Source organism: Dehalobacterium formicoaceticum, from assembly GCF_002224645.1.
In the GTDB taxonomy this organism is placed as follows: Bacteria; Bacillota; Dehalobacteriia; order Dehalobacteriales; family Dehalobacteriaceae; genus Dehalobacterium; species Dehalobacterium formicoaceticum.
The window spans coordinates 1,224,165-1,236,751 of sequence record NZ_CP022121.1 but is presented as its reverse complement, the minus strand read 5'-3'; the positions used below and the strand labels follow the sequence as shown (position 1 = coordinate 1,236,751).

Below are 12,587 nucleotides of genomic sequence, written 5' to 3'. Positions count from 1 at the left end.
TATTTTGTGGAGGAATGCTACATGAAAATCGCATTAGGGCAAATGCAGGTCGTCCCTGGGAGACCTGATCTGAACACCCAAACCATGAAAAAGATGATCCGGGAAGCCAAAGATCAGGGAGCAGAATTAATCATTTTCCCGGAATTGTGCATTCCCGGCTATTTATTGGGAGATACCTGGGAACAATCATCTTATCTGAGTGACTGTGTTTCCTGGGGTCAAGAAATCATTCAATTATCCCGGGATATCTGTATTGTTTTTGGTAACGTAGCTGTTGACTGGGAGCGCCGGGGAGCAGATGGGCGGGTACGGAAATATAATGCCTGCTTTTTTGCTTATCAAGGGAAATTATGGGGCGATGATAATTTCCCTTATCCTTATCGTATCAAGACGGATAACTCTGATTACCGGCTCTTTGATGATTCCAGGCATTTTTTCAGCCTGTCCCAGTTTGCCGCAGAAGAAAAAATGGATATTCAGCAGCTATTTCAACCGGTTCATCTCATTTTAAATAACCAGCCCTTGCGTCTGGGATGTCTACTGGGTGAGGATGGCCGGGACGATGATGATATCCTAAAACAACGCATGGCTGCCACTCTCCAGAACAGCCCGGTGAACCTCTTTATCAATATTGCCAGTTCCCCCTTCGCCTCAGGTAAAAACTATCAAAGAAACCGAATTTTATCCCGTCAGGTGAAAGAATGGGGCGTCCCCTTTGCCTATGTCAATCATACCGGGATCCAAAACAACGGTAAAAACATCTTGCCCTACGACGGTGTAAGCTCTTTTTATGACGGACAAGGAGAACTGGTTGACCTTTGTGCACCTTTTACCCCTGATTTAAAAATTATTGATTATGCAGCAAGGGAGGACATCGGAGTCCCAAAACCTAAAATCCCCGATGATAGAGGTATTAAAGCCATTTACCAGGCACTGACCTATGGAACGAAATGGTTCCTGGATTCCATCGGTATGAAGAAGGTAGTGATCGGTCTTTCCGGCGGAATAGATTCCGCCTTAAATGCCTGCCTGTATACCCTGATCTTAGGCCATGAAAACATACTCCTGGTGAATATGCCCAGCATCTATAACTCGGAAACAACGAAAGGTCTGGCTTATCAACTGGCGGAAAATTTAGGCTGTTATTATGCCGTCTTTCCTATCCAGGAAGCGGTGGATTACACCGTCAAACAAATTGAAGGGACTCCCATAATCCATCTATCCGGGAAAAATGAAATCAACCTTGCAGTTAGCTCCTTTGTCAAAGAAAATATCCAGGCTCGGGATCGTTCTGCCCGCATCTTAGCTAGTTTGTCCGCGATCTTTGGTGGGGGTTTTACCTGCAATGCCAATAAAAGCGAGGCCACAGTAGGATATGCCACCCTTTATGGGGATCAGGCCGGTTTCTTGGCTGCCTTGGGAGATCTGTGGAAACATCAGGTCTATGACCTGGCTCAGTATGTAAACCGGGAGATATTTGGCACGGAAGTGATCCCTCAACAGATGATTGATTTAGTACCCAGTGCCGAGCTCTCACCCATGCAAAATGTGGATGAAGGAAAAGGGGATCCCATCCGTTATCCTTATCATGATTACCTCTTCCGTGCTTTTATTGAACCTTGGGAACGCAAAACCCCGGAAGATATATTAGCATGGTATCAGCAAGGTATCCTGGAAGAAAAAATCGGCTGTCAACCCGGGTTAATTAAATCAATATTTCCTGAGGACAAGGATTTTATTGATGATTTGGAATATTGGTGGAAACAATACACCGGCATGGGCGCTGCCAAAAGAATCCAAGCTCCGCCCATTCTGGCCTTAAGCCCCCGTGCTTTTGGCCTAGATCACCGGGAAGCGCAAAACGGGTCTTATTTTACGAAAAAATATGCCCAATTAAAGCAAGATATTCTGGTCTCAGGCGGAGATTCCTGTATTCCATCTTAATTTAAAACTTAAAAACTTGACTTAGTCAAAGCAGCTCGACAATCAGAGTTTTTCTGACTGTTGAGCTACTTTGTAGGCAAAAACCCTTCTGAAATGCAAAATATATGATCGTTGGCGAAGTTAAAGATGTTCTGCTAACTATATGCTGACTAGTTTCAGCCCCTATCTAAAGGTTGATTTTCCCGACAACCATTTAATGGCGTCACTACCTTTTTGCCAAATTTCGATTAGCCTGGTACGGATGCGCCAATTGCATCCAAGGCTGCTTCCAGATAATTACCTTTGCAATGTCATCAGAAACAAAAGCAAGATCTCTCTGAGTAACAGGGGAATTTGCGACTGCCGTCAAATATAAGTAAACAGCTGTTGGAGTTTTCCATCTGGATCCACATTTTGATGGGATCATTCTCGCAATAGGTATATCAATTCAAGCTTAGGGGATTAGTGACCTTTCCCTCATTGCTGTACTCCGAAATAAACCTGCCCTCGGTGGGATCATAATACCTAGCCCTGAGGTAATAAAGCCCACTCTCCTCATCATAGTACTCTCCCGCATAAAGGATCGGCCTCTTTCATCATAGCGCTCCCGGTAATGGTTTTCAACGTTGCCCCCTGTCGGTTGAAAATAGGTATCCTTGCTTTGCTATTAATTTCATTCTCATATAGAAAAACAACCGCCTTCAAATAAACGAAAGCGGATGTTTCTTTGAATATAATAGGGGTGAAAGCCCGTATCAGATTGTCAAAGGAATTGAAGAGAGGGGAGAACAGCTCAACAATTAGTGCTTATCTGACTGTTGAGCCTTTTTTTACAACAAAACTTCCGATGAATCCTTCAGGAACAGTCCTCGTGGCTCCCCCGTCCCCATGATCCTCCGAAATGGTTATTTCTTTAAATCTATCAACTGTTACACCATCAATCTTAGTTTACTAAAGTGTCCTCCTTGTCAAGACAAAATTTTTAAAATTTAAGTGACACTTCAAGTTCAGCTATTGCCACCACAATCACTGAATCTATTCCAAAGTATTCCTAATACTCTCTTAGCGTTTATGCCATGTAATGCCCGGATTGTCAAGGGCGAGCGGTTTCTGCTCGTTCATCGTAGGCGTAGCCGAAGACCCTTGACAACCATTGCGGATCCATATCCTGTTGTTTCCCGGTCTGTTATGACAGACCGGGCTGCCATCCGGCGAGGACAGGGATTGGGGCAGAGCCCCAAGGTCTTATACTACTGCCGGAAGCCATATTAAGCCGCAAACAATGAACTATATACCTGTGTAGGATATTGATATCCTAAACTTTGATGAGGACGTTCATTATTATATTCATTGACATATGCCTTGATCCCTTGCCGGAGTTCCCTTGGTGTTACGTATTCATTGATGTAGATATTGTCACACTTTAGACTCCTAAACCATCTTTCTATGATTACATTATCAACCCAACGGGCCTTGCCATCCATGCTTTGACGTATTTTTTGTCCCTTAAGATAGCTTGTATATTCAGTACTTGAACATCTCCATCGTGGCCAGTGATCCGGAACATCACCTTAAGATAACTTGTATATTCAGTACTTGTAAATTGGCTTCCTTGATCGGAATTGATAATTACCGGGATACCATATTGGGAAATTGCTTTCTTAACAGCCTCCAAAACCGGGGCAGTATCAAGGCTGTCTGATAGCTCCCATCCTACAATATAGCGGCTATACCAATCAATTATTGCAGTCAAATACATATGTGACTTTCCCATTTTGATATATGTGATGTCTATTGCCCATACTTGATTTGGCATAAATATACTCACATTTTTTTATAGATACGGAAACACTTTGTGCTGTAGATTTCGTTTTGACAAATTAGGTTTTGGGAATATACAATATATCCCGATCTCAGCCATATACCTTTTTACCAGCTTCCTTCCTATTGTAATATTATCCTCCCCTCGCAGTTTTCTAACAAGCCGCCTGACACCTAAATAAGGCATTTTTGTGTGCCAATAATCAAGCCTTGCTTTTATATATTCTTCTCTTTCATAGTCTTCATTTGAAGGCTTTATGGGTTTGTAATATTCACTTGTTCGATTTACTTTCAGTAGCTCACATTGACGCTTCACAGGCAATTTCTCATTTTTTGAAACCAGATTTATTCTCCCAGTTGGATCCGAGCACTTGAGCAGATTTTTTTTTGAGCCAGTCATTCTCAACGGCGAGCTGACCAATTTTAACCATTAAATTCTGCTCTCTCTCATTTGCCTCCCTTACCATTTGCTGAGCTTCACGTTCGGTTTTGCTTTGCGCGAATACACGGCTTGCATTTTCTAAAAACTCTTTTTTCCAGTTTTGAAGCTGTGTTCGATTAATATTCTCCCTACTGGCTATCTCGCCAATTGATATTTCTTCTTTTAATATTTCAAGCACGATTTTAGTTTTATATTCAGGTGTAAATTGACGTCGTTCCATATATGCTTTTCTCCTCAGTTTTTATATCGTTTCATTTTACTATTGTCACTTCATTTTTTCAAATCGTGTCTTGTTCTATGGGTACATTATATTTGCCTGTGGCATCCGTCATCAAAACAGGCAATCCGGCGGCGTTATTAACATATGTCCGGGTCTCACCCATGGGCCTGGTTTGTGAGAGTAAAGCGCCCCTTTCGTCATAAGCTTTGCTGTTAATGATGCTTTGGCTGTTCTCATATTGCTTGATTTCACTGATTTGGTTCAGGTGGTTGTAAGCGTAGTCTGTGTTTTCTCCTAAGGCGTTGGTGATGCCGCTGACATTACCCAAAGCGTCATAGTGAAAATCTGTTTGGTTTCCTTTCCCGTCTGTAAGGCGAATTAAATTATCCTTCAGGTCATAGGTGTAGCTTTCCTGTACCCCAGTGCCGCCGCTTACGGGATAGGCTCTGCGCTCGATGAGCCGTCCTCTTTCATCGTGACGCTCCCGATAATGGTTTTCCCCGCTGCCTCCTGCCGGTTGAAAATAGGTGTCCTTGCTTTGCTGTACAATATCATATTCATAGAAATGTTTATTCCTTTGGGCATCGGTGACGGATTTCAGACGGCCCCATTCATCGATGTTGTAGACAGTTTCCCGTTGGAGGGGATCTTTTGATGAAACCAACCGACCGTAGTCGCCATAGTGGAATTGGGTTGCACGGGTATTACCCTGTACATTCTCCCATTCCTCTTTCACCAGAAGATTGCCGTAATCATCATAATAATCGTAGGTGCGATTGATAGTCGGCCGGTCGATGATACTGCGAAAATGGATGGTCGACGTCTGCACCCGAAAAGCCCCCCGACCGTTATAGCCATAATCCGTCAATAGAACTTTGTCATATGCGAAATGACGCAGAATCATATAGGTGCCATTCTTATCTTCCAGATCCCAGGGTGACCATTCAGCCATCAATCGCCCCTGGGTATCATATTGATAGGTGGTTTCATTGCCCAAGGCATCCGCTTCACTTATCAGATGGCCCCATAGAAAATCATATTGCCGGGTGGTGGTACTGGTTTTAGGTACCCCGTCTTCCGTATATTTTTGCACATTCCGGGTGGGATAGGCCGCATAATTAGTATCATACTGATACTCCGTGATCTCTTGCTGCCCGTTCGGGAGTGCCCTCCAGGTTTTGCTGCAGTTCCCGGTGTGTGCCCCATCCGTGTATTCAAAATAGGTGGTTTCCCCCTTGGCATTGGTTGTGGACTGAACAGCGCCGGAGGATGTATAAGCGGTATTTTCCGTTAATAATACACCCTCTTTTTGATAATAGCTTGTGGATGCAGGAAACTTATACGTGGGATGATAGGTATAGCTCACAGTATTTAGTTCCTTTTGGGTGCTGTCTTCCCATTGGGCCGGGGTCAATGGTTTCGTTTCCTTTGCTACGCCACCCCAGGTATTATAGGTATAGCCCTGATAGAGGAGATAGGTGCCGCTGCTATTTTCCTGCACACTTTTGATGCGGAGGGGCTGGTTATGGTAGGTCCCGTCATACTCTTCATAGTACAGGGTTTCCTTTTCACCCCCGGAATGGTAGGTGACCCTTTGATCTTCACGGAGGCCCATGACGCTGCTTCCCTTGAAGACGTAATCAGTTTTTAATCCGTCCTCCTGCTCTACGGTACAGGTCCATTGAAACCCTGTATTTTTAGGCAAATCAGGATTACTGTAAAAGGTCTCCGAGTAGCCGGTTTCATTGTAATAGGGATTTCCCTGATAGGTACCTCCGTAGCTGTAGGTTCTTTTATTATGTCCTCCGCTGTCCCAGTCGTTATTAACTAAGTATTGTTCTTCCCGGGAGGTCAGATAGTATTGCTCATAAAAACCTCTTTTCCCCAAATGCTTAATGCCTGTTTCATTAAAATTGTAATTGATCCTGCTGTTGCGCAACAAGACGCTTCTTATTAGCACCTCACCAATCGTTGCATAGCCTCCTGAAGATTCCTTATTGACAAAAGAGAATTCGTTCGTTCTCAGTTTGTATTTATATTCGTATAAATCCTCCCCGTCATGGTAGCTTACCAGACTGGGATATCTTCTTTGACCGGAATAGTCATCCCCCGGATAGACTTGGTAATCATCCATATCCAATTCACCGTTTTTATAACTTAAAAGGACCCCTTGAAATAAATAATCATAAGATTGGGTATTAATGACCTCCCGCTGATAAGTAAGTGTTTTTGTTTGACTCAGACTTGGATCCTTTATGGTTACAGTGATGGGATTTTTATTATCATCCTCGCCATCTTCTTCATAAAAATTATCCGTGTATTGAAAATTAACCTTCCTGCCGATACTGTCCGTGATTTCTGTGATCAAAGGGTACACTTGATCCACACAAACCTTATCCAGCCAGGCATCTCCCTTAGCACTCTTGGCTAAGAATTCAATCTGGATATAATCGGTATCATCGTCGACGGTGAAATATTCCTCAAAACCGCGCCAATTTCTATCGCCGTTACGGGACTCGGCAATTTCAAGTGAACTGTTCGGCGACTTATCCAGGAAATATCCGGACACCCAGCCGCCCAAATATGCATTATAATGGATGCCGCGCCATTTTGAATATTGATGAATGCGCACAGAGGCGGCTCCCGCATCCAAGGCATCCGCCAAATAACCGCTGATACGATGCTTGCGGTTGGGTGTCACTTTAATCGGCTTGGAAAAAGCAGATTGGGTGGTTCTTGAAGAAGTGTGCTCAAACCGCAAGGAGGTATTATCCTGGTATCCATTATCAGTTGCTATATTAAGGTACCCTTCATTAAAGGTCCAGGGTACACCGCTATCCATCTGGCTGCTGTCGTCAAAATCGTAATTCACAACCCGGTTGGTTACGGGAAACAATTTATGCTTAAACTCAATTTTGTTGCCAAATCGGTCAATAATCGCCATCAGACGGCCATCCGCCGCAAAATATTGCTTTGTTTTATCCGCCGTCTCAAAAACATACTGGGAGCGGATACTTTCCAAACCGTCTCCTTCCGTACCGTCCATATACACATAGGTGGTATCTTCCCTGAATTCACAATCTTTGCGATAATAATTCTCCAGATTGCTATCCCCGGTTTGTGAAGTCATTTTAACCAGGTATACCTCACCGTTACCGCTATGATAATATAACTCTCGGCTTTCAATATCTTGATCGCTGTCTTGTTCTACCTGAACAGAGGGAAAGGTGAAGGACCAGCCGGTGCCTAAATTATAACGCTCCTGAAAATATGAAGAAAAACTGTTTTGCTGATCTTCGAACGGGGAGATATCCTATTTCCCCGTTCGCGCCTGGCTGCTTTGATAAATTCTGCTAATCCTTAAGTCCAGACCGTTTCTCCCCGGTAAATGGATATCATCGAAGCGCAGGGTTAATTCACCTGTTTGGGGTGATACAATTTCACTGGTATCATCCCAAACTGTGTATTTATTGTTACGGACATTATTAGCAATGGAAGGACCCACCAGGCTGTTGAACCAGCTCTGTTCTTCGCTTACTTGCTGCATGATTGCCTCTGATTCCGGGTATAATGCAGGGTCAAGGGAGATATCCGGTTTACCTTCAAGTATTTCCTCATTTGGTTTATCCATATCAGGGTCGGAGGAATCATCACCGGCAGACTCATCCCCTGCCGGGGCCCCTTCGGGTGCGGTTTCAGCTGCTTGGTTATGCTCCGTTTCCTCTCCCTTATAGTCTGCTGACTCCGGATTGGATTCTTCCGTTACAATATCTTCATCATTAAGCGCTGTGTCTGATGTGTCGGGGGTCGCTCTGCTTTCTTCAGCCGGCACAGCTTTTTCGGTACTTTCACTGCTGTCTGATTCAACCGGGTCAGAGACGGTTTCTTCATTTATATCGTCAACCATATCGTCATCCGGGTCAGGGATAATATCTTCATGCACATCGTTAACAGGCTCAGAGACTGGCTCTTCACTTACTTCTTCTACGTCTTCTTCAATCGGCAGCGGCTCCGAAACCGGCTTTTCCGGAGAAGGAAGCCCAGTTTTGGAAGGGAGTAAAAAACCCGTTCCTTCAAAAGGATAATCTCGTAAACGATCCCAGCTGTTATTTTCTTCTAAGATACTTTTTACCAACACGCTTAGTGCATTTATACGGACAGTGCCTTCGGGCAGGGATAAATCAAGGGTATCGTCCTCTTCTTCATCGCCCAGGCCCACATATTGGTGATTCACAATCGATTTTGGCTCTGCGGTGGTTGTGTCATCTTCCTTAAAGATCTCTTCGATATCCAAGCCCTTGAATGGAGTGGCCGCCAGGGATGGTACCGGCATACTGCCGAATAAAAATGTCACTAATAATATCCACGCAATAATTTTTTTCAATATCAACCCGCCTTTCTATCCCTTGAATATTAATTTAACGGTTCTTTGGACAAAAGATTTCCGTTCTGATCATATATAAACTGCCAAAGCGTATTGCCTTGCCTCATAATTAAACGATTGTTATGGTCATATTGATAATAGAAACTGGGACCCGTAGAAATATTGGGTTTGGGCCAGACATTGGATATAAAGGTACCATCGCCCAACTGCCCATATGTGTTCTGTCCCCAGGTCCAGATATTCTGGTCACTGCTGATACCTAAAGAAAAATCATATCCGGCCGCCGCCAAAACACCGTTTCCGAAGCGCTGCACTTTTACAGGTACACCCCTGGTAGTAGTAGTGCCGTCCCCCAACTGACCGTAGTAGTTTTGCCCCCAGGCATAGGCTGTGCCATCACTTTTTAAAACCAGGTTGTGCACACCCCCTGCGGATATTCCTGTTACATTGCTTAAGGAGGATATTTGCGTTGGGGGATAAGGAGTCGTACTGCCTCCCCAGGCCCAGACCGTACCGTCGCTTTTCAAGGCCAATGAGTTTCTATCGCCGGCTGATACAGCAACGATATCGGTTAGGGCCAGAACCTGCACCGGAACTGATCGCCTCGTCGTCGTATTATCACCCAACTGACCATATGTGTTTTCTCCCCAAGCCCAGACAGTACCATCGTTTTTCAGAGCCAGATTATGCTGCCTGCCCACGGAAATGGCTTTGACACCGCTCAGACTGCTCACCTGCACCGGAGCCAGATAAAAGTAATAATCCCCGGTTCCCAGCTGGCCGGAACTGTTCATCCCCCAGGTCCAGACGGTACCGTCGCTTCTCAGGGCAGCACTGTGATAGTAACCGGCACCTATTCCGATAGCATGATTCAGGTTTAACACCGACACCGGGGTGAGTCTGTCTGTTCTTGTATTATCACCTATTTGTCCCTGGCTGTTATTACCCCAGGCTTTAACAGTCCCGTCACTCAGTAAGGCCAGACTGTGCAGATTCTTGCCGGAAATGCCCATTACCTGCTGCAGCTGCAGTACCTTTGCCGGTGTATTGCGATTCGTTGTTGTTCCGTCCCCCAAGGCACCGGTTCCATTATATCCCCAGGCCAGGACTTCACCGTTTTCCACGACCATGGAGTGATAGCTTCCGGCCACTCCTTTGACGATGGATGTCTGGAGGCCCAGCTCCAACGGTACACTCTCATAAAAGGCATCGGTGCCGGGTCCCAGCTGACCATAATTATTAGGCCCCCACAGAAAGCATGAACCATCTGCATTTAAGATCATGGTGTTCCTTCCGTTATGCTCCCCCGCCTCTGTTACTTGAGTGAGAAATGGATTCATTTTGAATACGCTGCTGTCTGCTGTCGTACCGTCGCCCAGGCTTCCACTATTATTGAAGCCTGCCGACCATAGGGTACCGTCACCTTTCAGCACATGACTATAATAATATCCCGCAATGACCTTTTGGGCATTGAGTAAACCATCGACCTGGACCGGTATATTACGGCCCACCAGGCTGCCGTCCCCTAACGCACCATAAGAATTGTCTCCCCAGGCCCAGACAGTACCATCTTCTTTTACGGCCAGGGTATGATCCACGCCGCAGGAGATATCGGTGACAGAATCCAAGCCCGTCACCTGCACTGGCGTATTGCGCGTAGTGTTTGTCCCGTCACCTAGTTGACCTTTTCCATTTTTGCCCCAAGCCCAGACGGTTCCGTCACTTTTTATGGCCAAGGCATGTTCACAACCGGCACTGATCGCAATGATGTTTTGCAAACCGCTGACCTGCACCGGTAAAGACCTGGACACAGTAGTGCCGTCACCCAATTGGCCATACCGATTTCTGCCCCACGACCAAACAGTACCGTCGCTTTTTAGTGCAATATTAAAATCATACCCGGCTGAAACAGCAGTAACATTGGATAATCCGGCTGTCTGCACCGGTGCGTAGCGTGAGGTGGTTGTTCCGTCGCCTAATTTCCCATAGCTATTGTTACCCCAGGCCCAGACAGTGCCGTCACTTTTTTAAGGAGATACTGTGTTCAAAACCGCCGTCCACAGCTATAACATGGAATAAATTAAAGACAGGACCCGGTATGGTGCGATCTATATTGGTCCCGTTACCCAATTGACCTGTCCAATTTCTGCCCCAAGTCCAGACGGTGCCGTCCACAATCATCATATTGAAACCAAAGCCCCCTGTAACCCTGACCGGCTTACCACCGTCACCCTGCCGGAGGGCGGTCATGCCCATACTTTCTGTTACCTGTATATCTCTATCAATCGGTAAAACGCTGCCTTCAATATCTGTCATTTTATCCGGCATGATTTTTTCAAGGGCATTCCCCGCGTTCAGCTTTCTGCCGCTTTGGGTTCCCTCTGTTAAGGTTGACAACAAGTCCCCCGTTTCCATCAGGGCCTTTTTGATCTCACCGGGCTGCATGTCCGGATTTTGTTCAAGGAGCAGGGCAGCGGCTGCTGCCGCCAAAGCGGCGGAAAAGGAGGTGCCTTGCCGTGATTCATATTTCCCTCCGGGGGCTGTACTTAAAATATCTTCCCCGGGAGCTGCTGTGTCCACGGATGATTTTCCATAGTTGGCAAAGGAAGAAAGGAAACCTTCCCGATTTATCGCGGTAACCGTGATTATTTGATCCAGATCAAAAGAGGCAGGATAGATGGGCTGATGATCAATACTCCAGCCATTGTTGCCGGCTGCGGCTGTAAAAAAGCAGGTGCTCTGCTCCATCGCCTCCCGCAGCGCTTTATTTTCCCTGCTGCTACCCCAGCTGCAGTTGATAATTTGAACACCCATTGACTCTGCATAAAAAATGGCCTCGATCACATCGCTGGTATAGGCAGAGTCGTTTTTGAAGACACGAAGGGGCAGGATCTTTGCCCGAGGCGCCCCTCCCACAATTCCCAGATCATTATCCTTCACGGCGCTGATCACGCCGGCCAGGGCAGTCCCATGCCATTCTTCCGCTTCCTTTATGTTTGTATCATGGTTCCCCTCGACAAAATCCCAGCCTTGAAGATCATCAATATATCCATTATGATCGTCATCAATGCCGTTACCGGCGATTTCCCCGAGATTGCTCCAAATGTTTTGCGCCAGGTCCGGATGGGTGACATCCACTCCCGTATCAATCAAGGCAATTAAGATATCTTTACCCTGATACTTCTCCCAGGCAGTGATGAAATCAGCACCAACCCTTTGACTGAGTTCTTCTTTCTCTTCTATAACTTGAGAAGATCCTTGATCCTGATTGAGGGAGGCACGTTCCAAAGTCACATCCAAACCCAGACTCCATTGCTGTTTTAGATTCGGATCCGCTCCCGCCAGATACAGTAATTCATCCGGCTGAATATGTATTATTCCTTCCTTGCCTTCCAATTCTTTGATCACTTTCAAGGGATTCTGCTTTGCTGTAAGATGGATCAGATCCCACCCATCTAAACTAATAGTATCAAATTCTTTAAAGGATCCTTTCAGAGCAGTAATGATTTCTTTGCGTCCGGTTTCTTTTTTTCCGGCAGCGTATTGTACCAGCATTCTATCCGTCCAGGCTTCCTCCGGCAGGTAGTCCTCCCTTAGCTTAGGATCTAACCCTGTTGTCATTTCCTTTAACATTTGATCAGGGGTTTTTTGCTCAAGAAGGGAAGTCTCTCCTTCCGCCCACACCTTGGACGTGCCTGGCAGAACTATCAGGCACAACATTAGGAACAGCGTACAAACAAGTGTGTAATTGACAAATTTCCTCAAAAATATCTCTTCCTTTACATAATTAATATATT

At 45.5% G+C, this 12,587-nt stretch carries 10 protein-coding genes and 1 pseudogene; 1 reads left to right on the top strand and 10 read right to left on the bottom strand.

Features of this window, described 5'->3' with window-relative positions; genetic code table 11:
* The first annotated feature begins 21 nt into the window (after positions 1 to 21).
* Positions 22 to 1,944 (top strand): NAD(+) synthase, encoded by a 1,923-nt coding sequence (nadE, locus tag CEQ75_RS06085; RefSeq protein ID WP_089609535.1) that lies wholly within the window; start codon positions 22 to 24, stop codon positions 1,942 to 1,944.
* Positions 1,945 to 2,366: 422 nt separating this feature from the next.
* On the opposite strand, the gene CEQ75_RS06080 is transcribed toward nadE, so the two are convergent.
* The 10 genes and pseudogenes from CEQ75_RS06080 to CEQ75_RS06040 form a co-directional block, all read right to left on the bottom strand.
* Positions 2,367 to 2,507 carry an RHS repeat-associated core domain-containing protein gene (locus CEQ75_RS06080; RefSeq protein WP_089612522.1) on the bottom strand — a complete coding sequence of 47 codons (141 nt, stop codon included), beginning with the start codon at positions 2,505 to 2,507 and terminating at the stop codon, positions 2,367 to 2,369.
* A gap of 684 nt (positions 2,508 to 3,191) precedes the next feature.
* Positions 3,192 to 3,407, bottom strand: coding sequence for an integrase core domain-containing protein (locus CEQ75_RS19480; protein WP_089609534.1), 216 nt, complete (start codon positions 3,405 to 3,407; stop codon positions 3,192 to 3,194).
* A complete protein-coding gene (locus CEQ75_RS06070) occupies positions 3,374 to 3,739 on the bottom strand; it encodes a DDE-type integrase/transposase/recombinase (protein WP_089609533.1) in 366 nt (121 codons plus the stop codon). Before CEQ75_RS06070 ends, CEQ75_RS19480 begins: the two co-directional genes overlap by 34 nt.
* An 18-nt stretch (positions 3,740 to 3,757) precedes the next feature.
* On the bottom strand, positions 3,758 to 4,144 hold the full coding sequence (locus CEQ75_RS19475) for a helix-turn-helix domain-containing protein (RefSeq protein ID WP_420838524.1): 387 nt from the start codon (positions 4,142 to 4,144) through the stop codon (positions 3,758 to 3,760).
* On the bottom strand, positions 4,071 to 4,406 hold the full coding sequence (locus CEQ75_RS06060) for a transposase (RefSeq protein WP_089609531.1): 336 nt from the start codon (positions 4,404 to 4,406) through the stop codon (positions 4,071 to 4,073). The genes CEQ75_RS19475 and CEQ75_RS06060 overlap by 74 nt, the downstream gene beginning before the upstream one ends.
* A 58-nt stretch (positions 4,407 to 4,464) precedes the next feature.
* Positions 4,465 to 7,536 carry an RHS repeat domain-containing protein gene (locus tag CEQ75_RS06055; RefSeq protein ID WP_089609530.1) on the bottom strand — a complete coding sequence of 1,024 codons (3,072 nt, stop codon included), beginning with the start codon at positions 7,534 to 7,536 and terminating at the stop codon, positions 4,465 to 4,467.
* Positions 7,537 to 7,719: 183 nt separating this feature from the next.
* Complete coding sequence (locus tag CEQ75_RS06050) at positions 7,720 to 8,790, bottom strand: hypothetical protein (RefSeq protein WP_089609529.1); 1,071 nt, start codon at positions 8,788 to 8,790, stop codon at positions 7,720 to 7,722.
* A 29-nt stretch (positions 8,791 to 8,819) separates the two neighbouring features.
* A complete protein-coding gene (locus CEQ75_RS19640) occupies positions 8,820 to 9,080 on the bottom strand; it encodes a hypothetical protein (protein ID WP_476728653.1) in 261 nt (86 codons plus the stop codon).
* Positions 9,063 to 10,799, bottom strand: a pseudogene (locus CEQ75_RS19635) (RCC1 domain-containing protein); the annotation flags it as partial. The pseudogene CEQ75_RS19635 and the gene CEQ75_RS19640, both read right to left, overlap by 18 nt.
* A gap of 10 nt (positions 10,800 to 10,809) precedes the next feature.
* Positions 10,810 to 12,555 carry a S8 family peptidase gene (locus CEQ75_RS06040; RefSeq protein ID WP_198306645.1) on the bottom strand — a complete coding sequence of 582 codons (1,746 nt, stop codon included), beginning with the start codon at positions 12,553 to 12,555 and terminating at the stop codon, positions 10,810 to 10,812.
* Positions 12,556 to 12,587 lie beyond the last annotated feature (32 nt).